General features: G+C 37.0%; 24 protein-coding genes. 5 read left to right on the top strand and 19 right to left on the bottom strand.

The features are described from left to right. Positions 1-89 precede the first annotated feature (89 nt). From A6E03_RS06435 to A6E03_RS06380, 12 genes are all read right to left on the bottom strand, one after another. Positions 90-608, bottom strand: a complete 519-nt coding sequence (locus tag A6E03_RS06435) for a DUF3833 domain-containing protein (protein ID WP_065593482.1) — start codon at positions 606-608, stop codon at positions 90-92. A 2-nt stretch (positions 609-610) separates the two neighbouring features. Next, positions 611-1,111: a chalcone isomerase family protein gene (locus A6E03_RS06430; RefSeq protein ID WP_065600435.1), complete on the bottom strand. Its 501-nt coding sequence runs from the start codon at positions 1,109-1,111 to the stop codon at positions 611-613. After that, positions 1,059-1,628: a DUF2878 domain-containing protein gene (locus tag A6E03_RS06425; protein WP_065600434.1), complete on the bottom strand. Its 570-nt coding sequence runs from the start codon at positions 1,626-1,628 to the stop codon at positions 1,059-1,061. Before A6E03_RS06425 ends, A6E03_RS06430 begins: the two co-directional genes overlap by 53 nt. A gap of 81 nt (positions 1,629-1,709) precedes the next feature. Continuing rightward, complete coding sequence (locus A6E03_RS06420; RefSeq protein ID WP_065600433.1) at positions 1,710-2,984, bottom strand: cyclopropane-fatty-acyl-phospholipid synthase family protein; 1,275 nt, start codon at positions 2,982-2,984, stop codon at positions 1,710-1,712. Positions 2,985-2,994: 10 nt separating this feature from the next. Then, entirely contained in the window at positions 2,995-3,726 is a 732-nt protein-coding gene (locus A6E03_RS06415; protein ID WP_065600432.1) for a DUF1365 domain-containing protein, read from the bottom strand. Then, positions 3,723-5,000, bottom strand: coding sequence for an NAD(P)/FAD-dependent oxidoreductase (locus A6E03_RS06410; RefSeq protein ID WP_065593477.1), 1,278 nt, complete (start codon positions 4,998-5,000; stop codon positions 3,723-3,725). Before A6E03_RS06410 ends, A6E03_RS06415 begins: the two co-directional genes overlap by 4 nt. After that, on the bottom strand, positions 5,000-5,737 hold the full coding sequence (locus tag A6E03_RS06405; RefSeq protein WP_065593476.1) for an SDR family NAD(P)-dependent oxidoreductase: 738 nt from the start codon (positions 5,735-5,737) through the stop codon (positions 5,000-5,002). Before A6E03_RS06405 ends, A6E03_RS06410 begins: the two co-directional genes overlap by 1 nt. Continuing rightward, positions 5,734-6,162: a nuclear transport factor 2 family protein gene (locus A6E03_RS06400; protein ID WP_065593475.1), complete on the bottom strand. Its 429-nt coding sequence runs from the start codon at positions 6,160-6,162 to the stop codon at positions 5,734-5,736. Before A6E03_RS06400 ends, A6E03_RS06405 begins: the two co-directional genes overlap by 4 nt. A gap of 140 nt (positions 6,163-6,302) precedes the next feature. Continuing rightward, complete coding sequence (locus tag A6E03_RS06395; RefSeq protein ID WP_065593474.1) at positions 6,303-6,962, bottom strand: ChrR family anti-sigma-E factor; 660 nt, start codon at positions 6,960-6,962, stop codon at positions 6,303-6,305. After that, positions 6,955-7,563, bottom strand: a complete 609-nt coding sequence (locus A6E03_RS06390) for a sigma-70 family RNA polymerase sigma factor (protein WP_065593473.1) — start codon at positions 7,561-7,563, stop codon at positions 6,955-6,957. The genes A6E03_RS06395 and A6E03_RS06390 overlap by 8 nt, the downstream gene beginning before the upstream one ends. A 175-nt stretch (positions 7,564-7,738) precedes the next feature. Next, a complete protein-coding gene (locus A6E03_RS06385; RefSeq protein WP_369688354.1) occupies positions 7,739-9,775 on the bottom strand; it encodes an EAL domain-containing protein in 2,037 nt (678 codons plus the stop codon). Positions 9,776-9,985: 210 nt separating this feature from the next. Further along, positions 9,986-11,242, bottom strand: a complete 1,257-nt coding sequence (locus A6E03_RS06380) for a mechanosensitive ion channel family protein (RefSeq protein WP_065593472.1) — start codon at positions 11,240-11,242, stop codon at positions 9,986-9,988. Positions 11,243-11,558: 316 nt separating this feature from the next. Between A6E03_RS06380 and A6E03_RS06375 the strand changes: the two genes are divergently transcribed. Then, entirely contained in the window at positions 11,559-12,125 is a 567-nt protein-coding gene (locus tag A6E03_RS06375) for an HdeD family acid-resistance protein (RefSeq protein WP_065600431.1), read from the top strand. Positions 12,126-12,303: 178 nt separating this feature from the next. Here A6E03_RS06375 and A6E03_RS06370 read toward each other — a convergent pair whose 3' ends face one another. The 6 genes from A6E03_RS06370 to A6E03_RS06345 form a co-directional block, all read right to left on the bottom strand. Next, positions 12,304-13,707 carry a fructose-specific PTS transporter subunit EIIC gene (locus tag A6E03_RS06370; protein WP_065600430.1) on the bottom strand — a complete coding sequence of 468 codons (1,404 nt, stop codon included), beginning with the start codon at positions 13,705-13,707 and terminating at the stop codon, positions 12,304-12,306. 23 nt (positions 13,708-13,730) lie between these two features. Continuing rightward, positions 13,731-14,162, bottom strand: coding sequence for a PTS sugar transporter subunit IIA (locus tag A6E03_RS06365; RefSeq protein ID WP_065593466.1), 432 nt, complete (start codon positions 14,160-14,162; stop codon positions 13,731-13,733). A gap of 764 nt (positions 14,163-14,926) precedes the next feature. Further along, positions 14,927-15,913, bottom strand: a complete 987-nt coding sequence (locus A6E03_RS06360) for a HEAT repeat domain-containing protein (protein ID WP_065600429.1) — start codon at positions 15,911-15,913, stop codon at positions 14,927-14,929. A 14-nt stretch (positions 15,914-15,927) separates the two neighbouring features. Further along, entirely contained in the window at positions 15,928-16,461 is a 534-nt protein-coding gene (locus tag A6E03_RS06355; protein WP_065593464.1) for a hypothetical protein, read from the bottom strand. A gap of 11 nt (positions 16,462-16,472) precedes the next feature. After that, positions 16,473-17,720 carry an anaerobic sulfatase maturase gene (locus A6E03_RS06350; RefSeq protein WP_369688355.1) on the bottom strand — a complete coding sequence of 416 codons (1,248 nt, stop codon included), beginning with the start codon at positions 17,718-17,720 and terminating at the stop codon, positions 16,473-16,475. Between the two features lie 335 nt (positions 17,721-18,055). Further along, positions 18,056-19,573, bottom strand: coding sequence for an arylsulfatase (locus A6E03_RS06345; protein ID WP_255310604.1), 1,518 nt, complete (start codon positions 19,571-19,573; stop codon positions 18,056-18,058). Between the two features lie 296 nt (positions 19,574-19,869). Here A6E03_RS06345 and A6E03_RS06340 point away from each other — a divergent pair, with 296 nt between their 5' ends. From A6E03_RS06340 to A6E03_RS06325, 4 genes are all read left to right on the top strand, one after another. After that, on the top strand, positions 19,870-20,646 hold the full coding sequence (locus A6E03_RS06340) for a response regulator transcription factor (protein ID WP_065600426.1): 777 nt from the start codon (positions 19,870-19,872) through the stop codon (positions 20,644-20,646). A 244-nt stretch (positions 20,647-20,890) separates the two neighbouring features. Beyond that, positions 20,891-21,214, top strand: coding sequence for an MFS transporter (locus tag A6E03_RS06335; protein ID WP_065593460.1), 324 nt, complete (start codon positions 20,891-20,893; stop codon positions 21,212-21,214). 2 nt (positions 21,215-21,216) lie between these two features. Further along, a complete protein-coding gene (locus A6E03_RS06330; RefSeq protein WP_065600425.1) occupies positions 21,217-22,440 on the top strand; it encodes an HlyD family secretion protein in 1,224 nt (407 codons plus the stop codon). 186 nt (positions 22,441-22,626) lie between these two features. Further along, positions 22,627-23,793, top strand: coding sequence for an OmpP1/FadL family transporter (locus A6E03_RS06325; RefSeq protein WP_065593458.1), 1,167 nt, complete (start codon positions 22,627-22,629; stop codon positions 23,791-23,793). Between the two features lie 68 nt (positions 23,794-23,861). Here the strand turns inward: A6E03_RS06325 and A6E03_RS06320 are convergent, their stop codons facing one another. Beyond that, positions 23,862-24,644, bottom strand: coding sequence for a hypothetical protein (locus A6E03_RS06320; protein WP_065593457.1), 783 nt, complete (start codon positions 24,642-24,644; stop codon positions 23,862-23,864). Positions 24,645-24,769 lie beyond the last annotated feature (125 nt).

The following is a 24,769-nucleotide window of genomic DNA, read 5'->3' as shown; positions in this document are numbered from 1 at the left end:
ATTAATCTTATATAAAAAACCACTCACTTCGACGAGGGAATAAAGTGAGTGGTTTTGGTTTAGCGGCATGTTTCATTTCAAGGTTTTACTTATTTTCGGATAACAAGTACAACTTCACCGACTTGTATACCCCATTTATAAATTTCAGTTTGATTGATAACAATACTATCTGAGACTTGATAAATCCAATCATCAAAATCTACTTCATATTCTGAATCATCTACTTTTAATATCATCGAATATTGCCAATTAAGAGCATTGCCTGCACTTTTTCCATAAGCCGTATCAAGAATATCACTGGCGGTTCCTGTGTATGAGTTATCACCTAGATCTTGAATAATCCACGTTCTCTCTTGTTCTTCACCGTCATTAAATAGAAACTGTTCGTCTAGTGTTAATGTATCTCCATTCCATTGAGCTTGAAGATCGACGGTGAACGTTCTGATGACAGTGCCATTGAAATCTTTAACTATCCCTTCTGCTTTTAAATTCTCTTGAAAAAAAGCTTTCATTGAAAACTCAGGGCTTATATTTGCATAGTCATCAATATCTTGAGAAGAGCAGCCAACTAATAGAATACTGAAAATAAGCAGCACTATCTTTTTCATTATTATTCTCCTATTAATTTAAGACGTAGATCTGGGTAAGTGGTTTTTTCTGAAACCCAAATATCCAAAAAAAGCTGGGAGAAATCTTTATTTGCTATTGCTCCAATAGGCTTATCATTTAAGAAAAATTGATTATTTCCTATTTTATCAATACTAAAAACCAATTTATCTTCAGGTTTCACATCAGGAAAGACTTGCTCTAACTCAACTAACCAAAAATCTAAATCTGGGTGCTTGATTGATTGCTCTTCCCATTGTTCTTTGGTCGCTTTAATTAGGTTTTCTTTTGTTATATTACGATAATATTCAATCTCAAGCGCCTGTGGGTACTGCCCATACACAAATTGTCCTGAGGTGGTAAACAATTGCGCTTCATATACTGAGATTAAGAACCATGACAGCTCTGATTTTCCACTGCTTTGTAAACCTTGCAATGGCGCCGCAGCCACACTATTTATAGTTAACAGGCTTGCTATGATGAGTATACTTATCAGTGTTCTCATGGCTCTTCCCCTCATTATTTATTTTTGCTCTTAAACGCTTTTGAATAATAATAAATACGGGTAGATTGACCGCCCAGATCACTCCAATTGAAAATAAAGTTATTTGATATGAATATGAGAAGTCCACAGCGCCTAATCTATGTCCCGCTAAATAATTTAATGGGCCTGCAACCGCACCAATTAAAACGATTAGTCCAAGATGAAAACGAGATAACCACCCTAAACTGTGATTAATAGCAAAACCAAAATGACACCATAATAAAATGAGCCAAACGGGTATTAGTGCATCATTAGAGAATTGATATACACCTGTAAATGATAATAATACATCACCAAGAACACCTAACATTGAAATTAAAATGAGTAAATAAAAGTCTATTTTCCGTGTTGGCGAAACTAAAAGGTGAAGTAATATTGAAACAAGTAAAAAAGGAATCGCTTGCTGTTGATAAAGGATGACAGCAAACCAAACTAATTGAAACCAGATTGCATTAATTAGAGGGAAATAACGTAACATTGATGCCTCCTAAGTTACCAAGCTAAATAATTGATTATTAACAATATATTTAGATTGGTAAATACAAGTAATGGTCGACTACTAGCACACCCCATGTTGTGGTTTTGCAGCCACTAAATGCACAGTACTTATCTTACGCTCTAAAAAACCACCTTCGCAGTAACAAAGATAGAATTGCCATAAGCGAATAAAATCATCCCCATACCCCATTTGTTTTAAATCACTGTTCGCCTCATCAAAACGTTCATACCAATGACGTAATGTTTTTGCATAATCTAACCCTATGTCATGTAGAGAAGTAATCACCATATCGGTATTCTCTGCCACTTTATTTGCCATCACACTAACCGATGGTAAACAGCCCCCCGGAAATATATAACGCTGAATAAAATCGACACTTTTACGGTATTGGTCATAGCGTTGGTCTGCAATGGTAATTGCTTGAATTAGCATCTTGCCTTCAGGTTTAAGGTGTCGGCTGCATACATCAAAAAAGGTGCCTAGGTATTCGTGTCCTACCGCTTCTATCATCTCTATTGATACTAATTTGTCATACTGGCCTTCCAGCGTACGATAATCTTGTTTTAGAAGCGTAATTCGGTCTTCTAATCCTAAGGCTTTTACTCTCTGCTCTGCAAATTCATATTGAGCATCAGAAATCGTCGTCGTGGTCACATTTACGCCATAATGCTGTGCTGCATAAATAGCTAACGCTCCCCATCCCGTGCCTATCTCAAGTAAGGTTTCACCTTCTTTTAGTTCAAGTCTCTCGCAAATGGTGTGTAACTTAAATAGTTGCGCTTCTTCCAAATTTGCATCGGCATTTGGGTAAATAGCACTTGAGTACAACATCTCTTTATCAAGAAACGTTTTATACATTTCATTGCCTAAGTCATAGTGCGCTAAGATGTTCTTTTTCGATCCTTCTTTGGTATTTTTATTGCGCTTATGGTTTATTAAATCAAAAAACTGAACCAATTTACTAAAGCTATTTTCTACTCTATCAAGCACACCTTCTTCACGCCCTAATACCTGAATAACCTTCGTTAAATTTGGACTTGTCCACCAACCAGCAACATATGCCTCACTCGCACCAATCCCACCACCGAATAAAATTTTTCGATACGCTTCTGTGTTATTGATTTCTACAACTGCTTGCAGGGAGGCTAAGGGGTCCCCCAAAACAACTTGTCCTAATTCATCGTTTATCGTCAGTGAAGCTTGAGTCATTTTACCTAAATAATCCAATAACACTTTACGTGCCATACTATCAATCCAACGCATTGATTTATTGTTTTTAACATCGATTAATGTTGAATTCTTCAATGCTGGTCCGTCTATTTGATTGTTAGCCATTGCTCTCTCCTTATTGCTTAGGGTGTGGCACAAATGGAATTTTTTTTATGAATAATTTCAATGCTTGCCAATAAATGCCCCATACTATTTTTACGGTCATCATCGGAATAGAGATCACTTGTTGACGTATATTTTTTGAATTAAATTCTTTACGCGTCATCGCTATCGTTGCATCAAAAATTTTTTCTTGTTGGTCACCTAAGCTACGGTTTTCTAAATGTAAGGATAATCGCTTACTCGGTTCTTTAATAAACCAATGATATTTCATGTTTAAATCCAGAAATGGAGAAACATGAAAGGTTTTATCTATGATTTGCTCAGATCCAATTTTTATTAAGTAATAGTGGGTTTGATTCCAAGGTGTATTACTCACCTCTGCAAGCAAATCGGTGAGTTGACCTTGAGAGTTATAACAATAATAAAAATTGATTGGACTAAAGTAGATCCCAAAGCAACGAACCTGTCCGACAAAAAGCACTCTTCCTTTCTCTCCTTTCCCTCCCAACTCCGCTACTTTATTCCATACCGATTTTTTTAATGATTCATCTTTAGAACCTATATAATCAGAGCGACGGAAACTCAAGGGCGCAAAATCCCCCTTTTTAAACCATCCTATTTTTTCTGTTTTATCTAACTCATCCAAGTCTAAGGCAACAAAAAACATACGATAACTAAAGCTATGTGGCCTTGTTTGAAATCGTCGATGTCTTACGTCGCCTTGATAGAGACAAGAATGTATCATAGGCTAATACCAAAACGCTGACATACATCAAGCGCACTTTTTACGCCATCTTCATGAAAACCATTATACCAATACGCCCCTGCAAAATGGGTATGATGTCGGCCGCAAATCTCTTCTCTGCGTGCTTGAGCTTCTATCGTGTCAGTATTAAAAACAGGATGATCATACTTATAAGTCCCTAGTATTTTATCTTTATGGATCAAAGGAGAATTGTTAAGGGTCACACAAAATGTCGTCTCTTCTGTCTCTAGCCCTTGCAGTATGTTCATATTATAAGTAACGCTTGATGGGTTATTTTTATTGCCGGTATCAAGGTGGTAATTCCAAGCAGCCCATGCGCGTTTTTGTATTGGTAATAGGCTCTCGTCTGTATGTAAAACAACTTCATTTTCTTGATAAGTTAGCTTACTTAATACTGTTTTTTCAGCCGTTGTGATGTCACTCAACATCGCAAGAGATTGGTCACTATGACAAGCCAAAATCACGTCATCAAATTCATATTTATCTTGATGGTTTATCTCTAATGTCACACCTTGTGGACGTCGAGTCACACTTGTTACAGGGCTGTTTAAATGAATTTTATCTTTAAACGAGGCAATCAACGGTTGAATGTATGAATGAGAACCTTGAGGAATAACGTACCACTGCGGTCTATTCGCAATATCCAATAAACCATGATTATGAAAAAAACGAATGAAAAAATGCAATGGAAAAGCTTTCATGTCTTGCAGGCTAGAAGACCAAATTGCAGCCCCCATAGGTAATATATAATGCTCCGAAAAGTAACTGCTGTAATCATTACGATACAAGAAATCACCTAACGTACCATCAATATCGAGTTCGATATGATCATCACTTTGTTCTTCACTCCACAATTCTTTACATTGTTTATTAAAACGTAGGATTTCACTGATCAGTGATAAAAATTTAGTATTAAATAAATTAGATCGTTGAGCGAAGAGTGTATTCAAATTATGCCCGTTGTATTCAAGACCAGAAATTACATTCTTAACACTAAAACTCATTTCTGTCTCTTGCCCTGCTAACCCTAATTGAGTCAATAGTTCAATAAAATTTGGGTACGTTCTGTCATTGAAAACAATAAAACCCGTATCAATATCCCACTCTTTTCCTTCTGCCTTCACTTGTTTTGTTGCGGTGTGCCCACCAATATAATCATTGGCTTCAAATACTGTCACGTCATGCTCTCGTGATAATAAATGCGCACAAACTAACCCTGAAACTCCAGAACCAACCACTGCAATTTTTTTCATTATCGTTTCATCCTTAAAGCGAGCCAATGCCAAATACGGTCAGGGAGACTTCCCATCAAAATTAAAAAACTCGTAAATGGAAATGGAAAATAAATGTGTTTTTTATTCTTTTCTATACCAAGCATAATATGTTGAGCAGCTTTATCTACTTCAATTAGCATCGGCATTGGAAAGTCATTTTTATTCGTTAATGGCGTCTTCACAAAGCCTGGTGCTATAACACTGATCGTGAACTTATCTGGTGATATATCTAACTGAAGCGATTTAGCTAAATAATGAATCGCGGCTTTACTAGAGCCATAAGCCTCCGCTCGTTGAAAAGGGACATAGGAAGCACTCGATCCCATTAATGCTAAATGCCCTCCTCTTTTCATTTTAGGTATTAATACTTGTAAACAATAACCAATTGAAATTACATTCGTTGTGATCACTCGCTCAAATAATGCAGCATCGAAATTTAGGGCATCATCTATATATTCACACGTCCCTGCATTTAGAATAACAATGTCTAACATATCAACGCTTGAAAGAGCAGCAACGATGGCATCGCTATCATCAAGATCAAAAACAACTTCAATTAAGCTTCCTGATATCTTTGACGATTTTAATATCTCAATATCCGAATACGACGTAAAGTTGCGCCCACAGGCATAGACTAGATATCCTTGCTTAAGATATTTTTGAGTTAACGACAAGCCTATTCCAGATGTTGCTCCTGTAATTAATATTGTTTTCATGACTGCATTCTCTTTTTAATCAGCCTTACTGCTGAACCAAGAACCGGTAAATGTTCATACAACATTTGCCCCATGTCTAAATAATCTCGATGGTAATAAACCGTTTCATTAAACTTAATATGAGAAGTTCCATCCACCGAAATTACTTTTCCTTTACCTATTTTAGGATGGCTATACTCCATCGTCCAAAAAAGGCTAGCTTCATTATCAGATTCAATCACATTATGGATATTAAATTTACAATCTAGAATATTTTCGTAAAGATGCTCAAAATAACGTGTCAGTTGAGGTAAACCATTAATCTGATGAATAGCATCTACAAACTGTATGTCATTTGAATAAATTTCAGGGAGTCGATGAAGGTTGGAGCGATTTAAATCACCATAAAGAGAAATGAATGTACTAATGAAAGTTGAATGCTTCATGATGATATATCCTTATTGAGGTTATGAATTACTACGCGATAGTATTCAAAAAAGATCACTTCCTGTGATCTTTTAATAGGATGCTCTAGTTATTTAACTATATTAAATATAGGCAGAAATTAGACAGAGTACAATTAACACTAATACAATAATCGACCAATAGGGTTAAATAATTTACTTAATCCTTGAGTAAAATGTAATGGTGCGTTTTGAACGGTATAACACAAACAACCATCATCGGTTTTTGGGCTATGTGCATTCGTGGCATCTAACCAAATAAAGTCACCTGCATGATAATGCCCTGATTCATCTTCAAAACTACCATCTAATAAAAGAGTTAACTCGAAACCTTTGTGCGTATGACTAGGGATAACGCCACCAGCATTTATGCGTAATAGATTAGAGCGAGTTGCTCCTTCTTCGATTAAACTAGCTCGACTGACTGCCCCTAATTGATTCCATTTCATATCTGCATAACGGGTTAGTACATGAGGTAGTTCATAATGAAAAGAATCGATAAAGATATGCTCAACTGAAGGCGTTTTTAAATAACTAACATCAACGTCACTATTTAAAATATCATCTAGCATTTGAGTGAAATCGACCGCCTCTGCCTCATTAACATTAGAATCTTCCCATGCTTTATCTGCAAATTGATTCGTTAACCGTTGTGCTTTCTGTTTGCAATGTTCACACATATCACAATGCAAAGTCATTGCAACAGACAGAGATTCAGGTAAATCACCGTCAATATGAGAATACAATAATGCATCACTAGGATGGTGGGTAATTTTATTCATGCTCATACTCCTGTCTTAATTTAGTTAATGCTAAACGTAATCGCGACTTAATCGTTCCTATGGGTTCACTCAATTGATGTGAGAGTTCTTGTTGTGTAAGACCTTGTTCATAAATCCCTTCAACTACAACTCGTTGATTATGAGGTAACACATTAACCGCATTTTTCAGTTTTTTAATTTCTAACCAATCTAGTTCAACAGTTTCTGTTTGCTTATCAAATAATGGCCACAATTCATCACTGACTGTATCCTCTTTATTTGATTGCATTTTTCGCAACATATCAAAGCTGTGATTTCGCATTACCGTAAATATCCAACCGGATGCGTTGCCTTTCTCTGAATTAAATAATGCGGCTTTTCGCCATACAAGTGTCATTGTTTCTTGCACGAGATCCATCGCTAACGTTGGATCATTAAATTTTTTTAGTCCATACGCTCGAATTTTGGGAGAAAACCAAGAAAATAGCTCGGAGAAAGCCCGCTTATCCTGAGATAAAGCAACGTCTTGTAACAAAGAATCAAGACGTGCTTTGTCATCTTTTTCTGATTGAGATTGTATTGGGTTCACCTGATTGCTAACCTCTACATAGTGAGTTTGCATAATCATCTCCAAAGTTTCGATACCTTGTTATACGACGATGCAAAAAAATTGGATCACAACTAGCACTATAACATTACATTTATTTTTAACATTATCAGCTTAAGTATATTTATCACACTATTAGAAATAAAATTGACTTAGGTAATTCTAGAAGAGACAACGAATAGAAATCTATTTACGTCACTCTATCGTCAATACTTTTTACTAAACCCAGCTTAATAATTTCTTCCAATGGCATTGGTTTATAAAAGAAAAAACCTTGAATACAGGAAATACCTAAAGATTGTATAAAATCGACCTCACTTTTACTTTCTGCCCCTTCAACTACAATATTAGCCCCCGTAATTTGACCAAGTTCAACGGCAAGTCTAAATAATTTTTTCCCTCGCTCTGTCTCTATGTTAAGTAATAAAGAACGATCGATTTTTACTTTATCAAAGTCAAAACGAGATAAATACGCAATAGAAGAATACCCAGAACCAAAATCGTCCAGTGCTATGGTTATTCCTAATGATCTTAATTTATTGAGTGTTTTCTTTGTTTCTTTTTCATCTTTAATTAAGAGTTCTTCTGTGATTTCCAATTCGAGCTGCGTAAAATTGAGTGCATTTGAATTTACTAACTGAGTTAATGTTGATAAGAAAGTGGGAACCAATACTGTTTCTGGCGATATGTTTACGGATATTTTAAACTCAGGATCATCAGCATAAAGACTGGCAGTAACTATGGCTTTTTCAAGTACCCAAAAGTCTAATTCCGGCAATAAACCTAATTCTGAAAACGATTCAATAAAGCTTGGTGGCGAGATAAAACCAGAGTAAGAACGATGTCGAATTAGCACCTCTAAAGAAATTACCTTTTGTTTTTCAATATCATATTGAGGTTGATAATAAAGAATAAAATCACCTGTTTTATGTAAGTGCTCAATTGTTTTCTGAGCCGCCATATTTATCGAAAGATGAGGAATGTAACTGCCAATCGCTTTTGTTGTATCTATTTTCTCTGATGAAAAAAATCGCTCGGTTAATGAATCTAAAGCGGTTCTTCCCATGCTTAATTTATCCATTCTCATGAAAAATGGGTAATAAATAGCAATACCTATCAATAAAATCAAAATTTGAAGAATAGACCCTGAAATAGCGCCATTGGTTCCTAAATACCCCCCAATAATAGGAGGAGTCATCCAGCTAATCACTCCCATAATTGGGGGGACAATTTCCCATAATGTAGCAAAATACGCAATAATTAGCCCTGCAATGGGGGCTAATAAAAATGGGATTATCATGATTGGGTTAAACATGATTGGCAATCCATACAGGATAGGTTCATTAATATTAAAAATACTTAATAATAATGCGGCCTTTGCTAAGGTTCTATACCCCTTATTTTTAGCGAACAGCAAAACACAAATCACCAAACTTAACGTATTACCTGAACCGCCCATGCCTGTATAAAAATCATAGAAATTACTGGTTAAAATAGGCATGGTTCCCATCCCTAATTCAATCAGAGCAAGACTTTCTGATGTTATTCTAAATAATTCTATTTTATAAGACGCTAATATGATGTGTCCATTTATGCCGATAGACCACAGTATTCCTCTTATGAATTCATAAATTACACCATCAACCAACGATTCTGGATTTAATTTAGGCATTGTTAACTGTAAATGTAATACCTCTAAAATGAGATATTCCAAACAATAACTAATAAAAAGACAAATGGAACTAACAATAGAAACTGAAAAAACCAGATTGATAGAGCGTTCTACTACATTAGGTAAATGTGAATCTTTAAATACTGACCATAACTTAAGGTATTGATAAATAAAACTAACAACAATAGGGATAATGATAGCAAATGGAAAGTTAATAGGAATAATACTGCCTTTATGCAGCAGTTCCCATTGTAAACAAATAATAAAATACAATAAAACAGAGGAAGTAATAACAGCAATGACTGGCTGTTTATAAAGGGAAGCAAGGTATTGAGCGAAAAAAACAACAAGTAAAACAGGGAATAACTGTGCGATAAGCACACTAATTGTTTTCAATTCATCACTAATGTAATTCCATTCAAATAATGTAGCTCCATTTGAGGCCAATAAAGAAAACGATGAAATTAAAGAGACGGGAAGCAACATAATAAATACGTTACTTATACCCGCAAGATATTTATTCGCAGGCAAATTCTTCATTAAGTAAGTAAACACTGCGACTCCCTGCAGTTAACCAATCAAACTTAATGCATGATATACTATAAATTAAGAAGTAACACTTTATTTGTATTTAAAATTAACTCTATCATCAAAACGATTACAAATATATTAACTGCATCTCATTTTCAAAACCATAATATTGACTGAATCAAAGTATATAAATGCGTTATAAGTCAGATTGTTATCCCTACCGTGTCGAGCGTTCTATTTGCTATATTTCAATACATCATGCCCGCTTAATGCTTGATAAGGACGTAAATCAAACAATGGCATGATCGAGTAAATATGATCAAATATATCTGCCTGTACCCCTTCATAGAAGACCCAGTCAGTATTATTCGTAAACGCATAGATTTGTAATGGCAGACCCTCAGCCGTAGGTTCCAGTTGGCGAACCATAAACATCATGTATGGGTGAATGTCTTTATGCGTACGTAAATAAGCGGCTAAATAGGCGCGAAATATCCCCATGTTAGTCATTTGACGGGTATTACCCAGATGAGGAATATCCTCTAACTCTTCATTAAATGCTTTTATCTCTTTTGTTTTTTCAAATAGATACTCTCTAAGAATTCGAATGTCTTTCAGTGATTCAATCTCTTCATCTGTCATAAAACGGATCGAATTAACATCAATATTAACCGCGCGCTTAATACGTCGGCCACCAGAATCTGACATTCCTTGCCAGTTCACAAACGCATTTTGAACAAGTGCGTAAGCCGGTAGCATGCTTATTGTATTATCAAAATTTCTAACCTTAACCGTAGTTAATGAAATTTCTTCAACCGTGCCATTAGCCTTGTAGGAGTCCATTTCGATCCAATCATTTAGACTAATCATCCGATTAGCTGAAAGTTGTATGCCCGCAACAAACCCTAAAATAGTGTCTTTAAATACCAGCATAACAAAACCCGTCGCAACTCCTAAGCCACTAAGGAAAATAACCACCGATTCGTTAGCAAGAACAGACATTGATACGACGATGCCAACAAAAAATGCAAACAATTTAATAAGTTGAACAAAGCTTTTAATCGGCATACGGCGCGTAATGCCCTTGGCAATAGCCATATCATTAAGGGCATCAAGCAAAGCAAACAACATAGATAAAAAGACAATAAGAATCGAAATACTCAAAAGCTTGTCTGCTATCGTAGAAAGTAATGTGTAATGACCAAGAGCAAGAGGAAGCAATACGTCTAAAATAATAATAGGTACAAGAAGCGTTAGTTTTTCAAACACTTTGTAACTTGAAAACCCCTCAGCTAGCGGTTCATCAGCACGGTGCAGAATATTTTTAATTGTTCTCACAATGATATGACGAGTAATCAAGTAGCCAATAATTGAAACGCCAATGACAGAAAGAACAAACACGCCCGTAAGCTCTAAACCATAGGGGTCACTATTTATACCAAGGGTGCTTAATTTGCCTGAAATATAGTTACGAACATGATGATCTAGCAAGTTACTGTCCTTATTATTTTATTACTCTTATACCATAAAGATAATGAAGAATACCGTATGCGCATACCGCTTTGAAATGATAATAATCATAAGCTCTTGAATTGTTAGCTACAAGCGCTATTTAAAGTGTAGCTCTCACAAACCAAAAGAGCGCCATTAAAATAGACGTAATTATTACCAACAAGCCCCTTTCTTGAACGATAAGAATAAAATGTGAGCGAAATCACAAAATATGGAAACTTAGTTTGCTTATCAGTTAATCAGCATTTTATACACTACACTACCTAGGTCCCTTACATTTAACTCAGAGGTTAAAATGGAAACTCAAACGCCAAGTCAGGCATTAATTTCAAAAAGTTGGAAATACTTTATTACTGTTGGTGTCATTGCAGCAGTAGCAGGATTAGGCGCAACAAGCCTACCGGTAATGGCTGGAGTGACGATTTCAACGATTATTGGGGTCGTATTGCTCATTACTGGTTTGGTTCAGGCTTACCATACGTTCCGCATTCATTCGTGGAAAGAAAAGCTATGGTACGTTGTTAGTGCCCTGCTTTATATTATTGGTGGCTTATCTATTCTTTTTAAACCGCTAGAAGGTTTGATGACAATAACAACCATCATGGTCGTGGTAATGATCTTTAATGGTTTAACTCGTATGATTTTTGGCTTCACAAACAAAAAACTCCCAGGCAGTAATATGGTGGTTCTAAGCGGCTTGCTTTCTGTTGTTATTGGTGGATATTTCTTCTCCCTGTTAAATAACCCTGAGTTTTCATTATCACTATTAGGCACATTTGTTGGTGTTTCATTATTAATCGAAGGGATCAGCTTTATCTTCCTTGGATTTAATATGAAAAAGCTAATTAACACTAACGATTAAAAAACACTCGCTCAATCACATTCTTAACCCATGGTGCTTCTTTCTTATAATGAGTATTATGGGATTTTTACTTAAATCGCCATTCTCATCAGGCTATCTAATTGTAAAAAATATAATGCTAAAAATAAAAAGCCTCTTAAGGAAATTAAGAGGCTTTTTATTGATTAATGTAAATTATTTATTTTAAATTATCTTGAATCAATGATAATGCTGTTTTCATCGCACCTTTAGTTGAACATTCAACTTGGCGAATATTCGTAAAACGCTCGCCTTCTTTTACTGGAATATCGTGAGCAAGGATGATGAACTTCGCGTTCGCAACATCTTTTTCCGTCAGTTTATTCATTAAACCATTAGAACCTTGAGTCTCAACTTTAATCTTGATACCTGCTGCTGCACCCGCTTTTTCTAGCGCTTTTGCTGCCATGAATGTGTGAGCCACACCTGAAGGACAACAAGTAACTGCAAGAACATCGTACTCGCCTTCACCAGCAACTGGTGCCGCTGTTTGTGTTTGTACTGGCGCTGCTGCAACGACCTCATTTTCTTCTACATAAACCGGCTTCCAGAAGCCAACAATCATCGCTGTTGTTAATGAACCTAAAGCAATACCAACCACGTACATTGGGATGTTGCTAGAGACAGGAGCAGTAATTAATCCACCCCAAGGTGCGTGAAGTAAAACATCAGTCATGAAGCCGAACACACAACCAACCATACCACCAGCAACGATAGACGGAAGAACACGCATTGGGTCATTTGCTGCGAATGGGATAGCACCTTCAGAGATACCAATTGAACCCATGATTGCTGCTGCTTTACCTGCTTCTTGCTCTTCTTTAGAGAATTTTTTCTTAAACATGAAAGTAGCAAGAGCCATACCTAGCGGCGGAGTACAAATCGCGATACCAACGCCACCCATCAACCATGGTTGTGTGTTTACTTGCGTTTGAGCAAACAAAGTTGCCACTTTATTGATTGGGCCACCCATATCAAATGCAGTCATACCACCAAGAATTGCACCTAGAACCGCTTTAGAAGAACCCGCCATTGATGCTAAGAATTCGTTCATTGCGATCATGAATGAAGAGATAGCTGCGCCTAGGCCCCACATTACGATACCCGCAGATACTAATGTACCAACTAGAGGGTAGATAAAGTAAACCCCTAATGCACTTAGATGTGCAGGAATAGGAAGCTTCTTAAGTTGAAGAACTACACCACCAGCGATGAAACCAGCAACGATACAACCAAGGAAACCACCACCCAAATCAGCCATGATGCCTGATGCAATAAAAGCAGGAGCTAATGCAGGTTTATCAGCAATTGAGTAACCAATAAAACCACCAAGGATAATTGGAAAAAGAACTAAACCTTTAATAGCGATAGTAGAAATGTCAGCCAGAATGCCTGTATCAGGAACCGCGCCTTTACCTGTAGCCATTACAGCCAGTGCTAATAAAACCCCACCAGCAACCACGAATGGAAGCATGTGAGACGTACCAAAAAGTAAGTGTCCTTTAAGGGTGGACAATGTTTTTTTCCAATCACTTGGACTTTGCGTTGCAGTCATCGTTGACATAAAAAGTATTCCTAAAAGTGTGATTAATTAGTCAGTAGGTCTAAAATTTCTTGTTCTGTTGTCGCCTTGTGCATGTCGGCAATTAGGTCATCGCCAAATTTTTCAAATAAAGCTTGTAGAGCGTAAATATGATGATCACCACTTTCAGGTGACGCAATCATGAAAAATACCGTAGGTTGGTCGTCTTCTGCATCGTATTCAATTGCTGTTTTTGATACGCCGATAGCAATGGCTGGTTCAATAACAGCGGCGTTTTTAGTATGAGGGTAAGCAATTCCCATATCAGAAGTTACACATTGAGCTTCACGAGCTAGAATACCCGCTAAAAAGTTTTCTTTATTATCAATTCTGTTATTTTTTAATAACATTTCAGCAAGTTCAGAAAATACGCCCTCTTTCGTTGTAGCCTCTAGATTCAATTTAATTAGATTAGTATTTACTAGTGTCGTGATCATGGTATTGCCCTTAAATAATGTTTTTACTTAATTCAAACTGCATTAAGTTGATAAGGGAATAATATGAATTAAACGGCTTCTTGGTAAGTTGACATTTAAAGCATTTACTGGACTTTTGTACCCGAGAAATCAAAGTGTGATGGCAGTAACAAATCTACGATGATGACCAAGCAAAAACCATTGACGCACTAAAATAGCCATTTAAAACACATAACAATCAGTATGATAAATTAAAAAATGAGATATTAAATATACAAAAACGGATAAAATAACAGACAGTTCAACAGAGAATACAGAATTTTGAACTAGACAACATTGTAACAATTAATAGAGGAGTAGTGATTTAGACTGGTATTAAATGCGAAAACTAGATGAATTTACTTTCTATTTCCCTTCCAGTATTAATGAATAACTAATACAGAGAGAAAGAACATAAAGAGTCACTAGAAAAGTGATATGAAAATAAATTCCACTTATATTTTACATTGTTCAATTAGTATTAATGAAGAATTATTTCACCATGATTCGATAATCTAATGGTGTATAAGTGGTTTATTTTTAAATCATTGATAAAAGTAATTCACGTCCTGAAAACGACAACGATTTGCAATATTACGACTAAGAATGACGCATTAATATCACCTCGTTATAAACACTCAAGTTATCTGCTTAAATATCAAGTCAACGTTTAAGGAAGGCACACTTTTTACTTCAAAGTTAAATAGAGGTAACGTTAAAATCTAAACTCCCCCCCTACGAAGTAATCAGTAATGTGACTTTAGCTCTGTCACTATGTGTTCCGGCGCTACCGTTTCTAATTGGGAAAGACAACGATTCGCCTCTTTATTTACCATAAGAAGCGTGTCGCATTTTGCATATAAGTAACTTGGATTGGGATCAATTGCATACGCTTGGGTTAACGTATCAATCGCTTTATTAGGCTGTGTACTTCTAATTGAAAGTGCATAAGTGTAACCAATCTTTGCATTATCTTTCCCATACTCATAAGCAATCGAGAGGTGAGATTTGAACTGTTCCACCAACCCTAATTGATGGTTTGTTAATCCTAGACGGTAATGTAAGTTTGCATCTTTTGGGTATACGGTAAGCTGCTCTAATAAAATGCGTTTTGCTTCATCATGCTCCTGATTATTATTCAAGACTTGAACATAGGCTACACTGATGCGAGCATCAGAATATTTTCGATTAAGTCGCTGATAGTTGTCTTTTGATTTTAATAAGTCATTCTGAATCGAGTAAAACCACGCACGCTCGAGATCCGCTTCTAGTGTTTCAGGTAAGCCTCGTAAATAAATATCTATATTTTGCCCCAGATAGTTTTGATAAGATTCAGGTAATATTGGCCAAATAGGAATTAACGCCCTTACCGCTGCTGATCTTACTAACTCTGAGTCGTCGTCAAGTAAAGGTGACACCACATCCCATTTTGCTCTTCCTTGCCATTGCTCTGCCGCTTGAACTGACGCAATACGAAGCTCAGGATCCGCCGAACGAGAGGCTCTACCAACCGCTATAATCGCATTAGCCCCTGAAAAGCGACCAAGCTCAATGGTTGCAGAAACACGCTGTGATATTGGTAAACTTGTATTTTGAGAGGATTCAGATAAATATTGTTCTTGCTCCTCAATAGAAATATCTCGCCAACTACCATGAGTCAGTGCTGCGTCATCTGCACGAGAAAATTCAGCATAAAATATCAAATATAATATAGGGATAAATATTTTCAACATTGAGAGTATTTTCATTAGCTGAGTTTTTCATCCAAAATAATTTGAGACAGCTCTTCAGTTTGTACCATTAAAGCGTGCAATAAGTATATTGTTGACGTCTTTTCCATCTCATGTATTTCTAACCATTCATTCAACGCTGAAAGCGTATCTTCATAATTTATATCGCTAGTCATACCGTTTTTTAAATAACCCAAACCTTTTAAACTATCAACTAACTCTGGGTAGGTAATTTCTGGCATTAAAAGTGTTTGTAATTCTGGCGTGTTCACCATGTTAATTACACTGTAATTTGCTTTCACTGACTCATAATTTGATGTTGCTTTCTCATATTTTTGCTGACAATCTTGATGGTTTGGCTTTTGCTGACAGAAATTAAATAACTGTGCAAACTCGGTATATCGCGCTTTTTTATTTTCATAAGCCACTGACATTATTTTGTCTACTTGCACACTATCAAACTCGTATTCCTTTTTTTCTGATGACTGTGCATAGCTTGATAAACCAAATAAACACACGGCGAGTAATACGGTTTTTTTCGGTAATCTCATAATCACTTTCCTTATTTAATGAACTTAATTTTCATTGCGTCAGCGTTAATTTTCTTATGTACGGGATACCCCATGGTTGCAACAATCATTGAAATATAAGGGTCAATATGACTAAAGAATTGCTTCCAACCTGCACATAAGTAATTTAGCCCCGTATCCCCCTCAAGCGTTTTAGTAAAACGATTCTTAGGACACTCGCCATAACAAGCAAATTGATAGGTGCATTGTCGACATTGATTTGGTAAATCACCTTCTTTGGCTTTACCAAAGGCTTCTTGTCCTGATGAAAACTGCATATCCTCTAGGTTTTCATCATTAATATTTCCTAGTTTGTAATCTGGATAAACATAATGGTCGCAAGCAAAAACATCTCCGTTATGCTCAATAGCTAAGCCTTTTCCGCACATAGGCGCAAGTGTACATAATGGGTTCACACGCCCCATCCATGTTTCGATACAGGCCTCAAAATAAGGAACATTCACTTGCCCAATATCGTTTGCTAACCATTCATCAAAAATCGTACACAAAAAAGAACCCCATTGTGATGGAGAGACGCACCAAGACTCCACCACGGAGTTAGGATGGCTTGGTTCTAATTCTGGCATGCCTTGAAATAGAATTTCATCATCTGTCCATTTTTGAGGTGCCGTATCACGGAATGATGTTAGCTCAACAATGGGAATAAATTGCAGTTGAGGTGAGCGAATTTCGTCTCTTAAAAAACGATAAACTTCTAATGGATTTGAGCCAGTAAGATTATTAACACAGGTTAATGTTGCAAATCTAACCTTATATTTATGAAGAATATCTACGCCTTTCATGGTTTGCTTAAACGTACCACGACCTGAGCGATTGGTACGATACGCATTGTGGATCATCTCAGGGCCATCAATACTTAAACCAACTAGAAAATTATTTTTGCTTAAAAATTTGCCCCACTCATCCGTTAATAAAGTACCATTTGTTTGTAAGTTATTCTCAATGGTGACACCTTTTGGACAATATTTTTTTTGCAGTTTCACGACATCTCTGAAAAAATTAACACCTAATAATGTGGGTTCTCCACCTTGCCAGTGAAAGACTATGTCAGGGAAGTTTTGTTGCTCAATATAGGTTTTGATATAGGTCTCTAGCATCTCTTCAGACATTTGAGTACCACAGCCTTTTTCATGCCCCAACAACTCTTCTTTGCTTAAGTAATAACAATAAGTGCAGTCAATATTACACGCAGAGCCAATCGGCTTTGTCATGATGTTCATTCTTTGGATTGGTTTGCTACTAGTAGATAGGCAATTTAAATCTTGGGCTTGTGTAGATTGAGCTGTTGTGAACATAGTAAACCTCGATATAAATGCACACGCCTTGTGCTAATAACGTCCAAATCAAAATAGATGATGATGTTTGAAGTGCTATTATCGAGAATTTATTCATAAAGATAACCAGTAAATATACTGATTTTAGGTAGGGACAGGACATCCGAATCGCTTCAATAGCCGCCATTTAATACCATGAAGTGTGATTTCTGTTCTTTCCTAACGAACTAAACCCAACACAAGTGCTGGGCTTAGATTTTTCACCAAAAATATATGTTTATTTATTGATATTGCGCACGCTGCCAAATATTCATTTTCTCAACCATCTGATCGATAGAGAATGAACCAGGAACTTGACGTGGTGGGAACTCTTGGAATGTTTGTAAGAACTGAGCAGTCGAAGCTGCACCTAAGTACATGTATGGTAGATGTTCAACATACCACTTAGTGTATTGACCTTCACGGTCTGCATTCTCATAAGGGTCTTGGCGTAAGTTGTACATTTTCGGAGCGCGAAGCTCATTAAATGAACAGTTCCATGTTTCTAAACCATGGCAATTATTTACGCTGAACATTATTTTGTAATCACCAACACGAACCGCAGAAATATCACCAACATCCGTTGCATAGATGTAAGTTTTACGAGGCCATGATGCTAAGTTATGCTGAGTGTTTGCTTTACCCGTTTCTAACGCAGGCAGCAAGTTATAGCCATCTAAATGCACTTTGTATTTAGTGCCATTTAGTGTTTTACCTTCTTTTAATTCCGCAACAATATTTTTCTCGCCTGCTGCTGCTAAGAACATTGGAGCCCAATCGTTATGTGCTGCCATCTCATTTGCAAATGATCCAGCAGGGATCTTACCAGGCCAACGCATCATTGCAGGAACACGGTGTCCACCTTCCCACGATGAGTTTTTCTCACCACGGAAACGTACTGTACCACCATCAGGCCAAGATAATTTCTCTGCACCATTATCTGTGGTGTATGAAACAATGGTATTGTCTGCGATTTTTAACTCATCCAGTTTATCTAGCAGCTCACCCACCATATTGTCGTGTTCCACTAACCCATCGCCGTAAATACCACCACGTTGAGATATCCCTTTAGATTCTTCTTTTAAGTGCGTCCACACATGCATACGTGTTGAGTTAAACCATACAAAGAAAGGTTTTTTCTCTTTATGAGCTTTATCAATAAAACCCAGGGCTGCTGATAAGAACTCTTCATCCACTGTTTCCATACGTTTGCGCGTTAATGGACCTGTATCTTCAATTTTTCCATCGGCGTATGAGTGAATGACACCGCGCGGTCCAAATTGCTTTTTAAACTCAGGGCTTTTTGGGTAATCAGGATGTTCAGGCTCTTCTTCTGCATTTAAGTGGTATAAATTACCGAAGAACTCATCAAAACCGTGCTTTGTTGGTAAATGTGAATCTAAGTCACCTAAATGGTTTTTACCAAATTGTCCTGTCATATACCCCTTATGTTTTAACATGGTAGCAATGGTTGGATCTTCTTTTCTCATGCCTTGAGTTGCCCCCGGCATACCTACTTTGGTTAGACCAGTTCGCATTGGGTGTTGACCCGTAATGAATGCAGAGCGGCCAGCGGTACACGAGTTTTCACCATAAAAATCAGTAAATAACACACCTTCATTAGCGATACGATCGATATTTGGCGTCCAATGACCCGCTTGGCCCTTGGTGTAGGCACTTAAATTATCCATACCGATATCATCACCCCATATTGCAAGAATATTTGGACGACTCTTATCAGTTGTTGCGTAACTAGACATAGCTGTAGACGCTAATACCGCACCGATTGCTACTTGTAAAAAGGTTTTTTTATTAAACATAAGTTCAGACCTATAATAATTAAAAATAAAATGTGGATACCTTTTTATTATTCGATCTTTGTGGTTTTAGGTAATCAGTATATTTACTGCTTACCATTTTTTATTTTTATTTTGAAGATCAATTAGACATCCACAACCAACCCCAACAAATGCAACACTTTCATTGAGAAAAATTGACAACAGACCAACAAAACTAAATAATGAAATTATTATAAAAACAAAGGGTTTATATTCAAGTGTCTGATAATTTTAAAAGCTTTGAATCATTACTTATTGAACAGTCAAACATTTTAACTGCCAGCAAACCCCATGAGTTTAATAAGACATTTAAGATTGTCGCAACTCAAGCTCTTGAATGGTTTAACCTTGATAGATTGAGCTTATTCCCAAATTCGATGATCTTACTCAACGATGGAAAAACCATTTCAGTTGCTCGTAATGAGATCCCAGATTTAGTCAAAAACCGTTTTTTAAAAGGAAACTATAAAGATTACCTCAATCTATTAAAATCCAAACAACCTTGGCAAACATTTGATGGCGAAACATTAAAAACGCATAAACTTGATGTCATAAAAGAACTTTATGTGGAAGGCGTTAGGTGGCATGGTGTTGTTAGTTTACAGCTGTTTGGTCAAACTTGGGGGGCTTTAACTTTTTCTCGTTTTGATGACAAACATGTTCAACTTTCTCACCAAGATATGACTCGGCTTAAATTGTTATCTGACACATGGTTATGCTATTGGCAGCACACAACAATTTCTCGTAGTCTTCAAACTGATTCTCAGCAAACAGACAATGAAGGTGAGAAATTACTGCTTTTAAGTAAAAAGCAATGTTCCGTTTTAACGTTATTAGCTCAGGGGCTAACCGCAAAACAATGCGCAGATAAATTATTTTTAAGTTCTCGAACTATTGAGTCTCATAAATATCGCATGCTCGATATTCTCAACTTAGATAATCACAACGAACTTATCCAATTTGCCCTGCGAAATGGATTCGGAATTAAAGACTAGCTACGCTTATCGCTTTATTTTTAGTTTTGGTTCTATTTTTAATAAAGCGATACAACCCTCTCCTTTTTTATCTTTTTTAGCAAAAAACAGTAAATTTACTGATTAATCCCATCAATTTAATACGTAACATCCCTCCTAATTTCTTTATCTCCAAAGATAAAGCTCTCTTTTAATTTATACCTATTTAAATAGTTGATTAATCAAATGCTGATTTAAATGGGTATTACACCTTTTGGGAAACGATATGAGTTTGATCTCCATGCCATTCGTTGATACTGGCTTTGATACTGGTCTCCATGTTGTTGCTACCATTGTACTTATTGGTACTGTTTTTGGTGCACTGTATGGCTTTTGGAAATTTCACGAACTGCCAATTCATCATGCAGATAAAAAGAAGCATGGTCAAATGGCCCTTGTCACCACTCTTACCTGGATAGGATTTATCTGGCATTGGGTATGGGTACTAGCAGTCATAATTGCATTTATTGATTCAGAAGAAACCATTCGACGTATCAGAACTATCTGGAACGACAGTACACCACAACACCAACCAAACCGAGGAGAATAGTTATGTTAGAAGGCTTAGCTGTTTGGGCGCTCTTTATTTATATACTCCGTCTGGTTGGTATTCCGTGGGGAAAACCCTTTAAAATATTTGCTTATGGTGGTGGCTCCGCTTGGCTATTATTCGTATGGGTAGGATTAATTACTTGGGCACCAATGGATCTTTCTGGTGGCTCTGTTGTGCAATCTCCACACATTCAACTTCGTCCGGGTTCAACTCGCATCACTGGCAACATTGAAAGCCTTTATATTTCCCCAAACCAAGAACTCACTAAAGGTCAATTAATCTATGAGATCGATGACGACTCATTTATTACTGCGCTTGATAAAGCTAAAGCACAATTGTCCATTGCGGATATGGCGTATAAGTCGTCTGAACAAGACATTGAAATTTCAGAAACAAATTACCAAGCCGCACTGGAAGACATCGAAATAATCAAAAACCAAATAATGGCATCGCAACACGATTTAAAACTTAAAAAGCGTACCTTAAAACGTTATATGGATCAAAACAGTAAAGTAAAAAACACCATTACTGAAAGCGTGATTGACCAACAAAAAACAATCGTTGAAATAGCAAAAAGCCAGTTAGCCATTCTTAACTCACAATACGACAAATCTCTAATTACATCGAAAAAGAACCAAAATCTACTTCAGAAATCACACATCACCGTAATGAGTAAAAAAGCGGATTACTCAAATAAACAGGCATCGTTAAAACAAGCGGAATGGGATTTATCTCAAACCAAAATTTATGCACCTGCTGATGGTTACGTAACTAACTTTATGGCTCGTGAGGGGCAATTTATTGGGGCCGCTCCTCGTCTTAAAATGTACAGCAATGAAAAATTCGTTCTTATGCGTATTAATCATCAAGCATTCCGTAATATCCATGTTGGGCAAGACGCTGAATTTTCAACCGCTATCTACCCTGGAAAAGTCTTTTCTGCCCAAGTAGAAGGCATTGTTGAAGCAACAGGCGAATCTCAAGGTTCTCTAATAGCCCGCGAAACAAACGTTCGTGCAACAACAGGCAAAAATGTAAAAAACAAACATCACTTTGTCCGCTTAAAAATAAACGAACCTGAAGGCTACGATATACCTGTAGGCGCTGTTGGTTTAGCTTGGGTGAACGCAGAAAAACCCGTTCCGTTTTTAAATTTCTTAAATGTTATACGCGGCATCATCATCCGTATGAAAGCACAGATTTATTACATATACAGTATGTAGATAAACCTTGAAATAGTTCCATCAATCTCATGATTATATTAATAAAATTCACAGAAAGAGAAGCCAATGAATATTGTTTATCTATTTTGTGTACTAATTAACTACCGATAAAACCACTATTTAGCTGAGTTATGTTCCTTATTTATTTTTTGGTTCATACTCAGCTTATTCTTTTTTGGGATCATTATGAAAAAGACACTACTTGCATTACTTCTTTGCTCTTCTTACTCACAGGCAAGCGGCTTACTCTTGCAAGAGGCTGTCACCGCCAATGCCGGTACTGCTGGCGCGGGTGATGGCGTTTATACAGAAACAGCCACCGCAAACTGGACTAACCCTGCAACCATGTCTTACATGGGAGAAAGCAAAACCACCGTTAATTTGATGGTATTGGATCTCAGCATGGACTATGACGACAATCTACAGAACAACAACGGTGAGGCTCATACTGTTATGCCCTCTGCCGGCATTTTTCATGTTCGCCAATTAAGCGAGACCGTTCATCTTGGCATAAACTTTGGTATCGTTGGCGGATCATCCATTGAGTATGGGGATGATTGGGCTGGTGCCGCATATTTAGATAAAGCATTCATGTCAGGAATGCAGATCAACCCAAGCCTAAGTTATAAAATTAATGACAACCTCTCTGTTGCTGTTGGCGCTCAATTTAGCTACGGTCTATTAGAAGTATCTACCTCTTCTCTTCAAACCAATTTAGATACCGATTGGGCTTATGGATTTAATGCCGGAACCATGTACCAAGCAGACAAATGGGCTATAGGTTTAAGTTATCGCTCAAAAGTTACACATGAGTTTGATGTTGAAGCTAATACCATAAATAGAACTATTCCACTTGGCACTGAATTGCTTATCCCAACCATCATAGATCTAAGCGGTAACTATAACTTAACTCCTCAATTGGTATTATTGGCTTCAGTTCAATACCACGGTTGGAGTGATTTCGCTAACACACCAATTTATACTGATTCGCTTTCTCCAAAATCAATCGACCGTAATTGGGAAGATGTTTGGAAATTCGCCATTGGTGCTGACTACCAACTCAATGAAAAATGGGCATTAAAAGCGGGCTTCTCTTATGAGACCTCTCCACAAGATGACCCATCAATGCAGTGGGTAGACCTTCCTGTCGGAGAACAATACCGTTACTCAATGGGAGCAAGTACCTACTGGAACACTAACCGAATCGATTTCTTTTATGAATACGCTGATTTCGGCACAATGGCAATGGATCGTGAAATTGGTCCAGTTCGTGGCCCTAACGCTCCTCTTCCTGATCTTGACGGTACATTCGAAGGACATATCCACTTTGTCGGTATGAACGTAACATTCTAGTGAGTTAAAAGTGAAGCACTGTTGTAAGTGCTTCATTTCTAGCATAAATCAGGCGTAAACAAGAGTAATTAAAAGCGATAATCAACACCAAGAGAGGCTGTTGTTTCATTTGATGATATTTCACCTCTAGAGGTATCATTCAACTGAATCATATCGTATTTAAGCTCAAACATAATGTTGATATTTTTGTCTGCAACTTTGGCTTTTATCCCTTGTACCCACATAATATTCGCCACTTGCATATCAACACCGCCATAAGATGAACCAAGATTCACATTAAATACCGAGAAGTGCGTATCGTTCCAAGGATGTAAGGCATATAAGTTCACTGAGCCCAAATGTGCTTCTTCACCACCTAATGCTGCTGACACTTGGCTTGAGGTGATTTTAGGGATCGGAGAGCCGGCCATTCCTGTTGCTAATTCTGCAATGTCGTTTGTTTTAAAATCAACATAGGTGTAATTTAATGATGGAAAAAACAGAGTACCTTCGTCGCTCGATAGTGGCAACATGTAACCCGCAGTATACATACCAGCCGCTTCATCTAAATGGTAAACATCAACATATACACCACCAAAACTGTCAAAATGCGCGGCACGTAAACGAGCATTATGGGACTGAGTGTAATATTCAGCAAACCCTACCGTTTGTGAAATATCACTGGTTAACCCACTTGCACCCCCACCCGCCAGTAATTTTAATTCACCATCTTCATCAGCAAATACAGCAGCACGAGCACTACTATTACGAGGATCCGCATCATGATATCCCTCTGTTTTACCCTCGTTAGCACTTACTGTGGCTGACATTAATAAACTGGTAATCACTGCGCCGATTATTGTTTTATTCATAATTTCATCACTCTTATTATTATGGCTAGTCGCCGAATAGTTATTGTGGTATCACTTTAATCACAGATAAGATTTCAAGCCACTTATAGCAATAATAAGCATTACTAATACACCTTAGACACAAT

The organism is Aliivibrio sp. 1S128, from assembly GCF_001691065.1.
Classification (GTDB): Bacteria; Pseudomonadota; Gammaproteobacteria; order Enterobacterales; family Vibrionaceae; genus Aliivibrio.
This window is presented reverse-complemented; position numbering and strand designations above follow the sequence as displayed.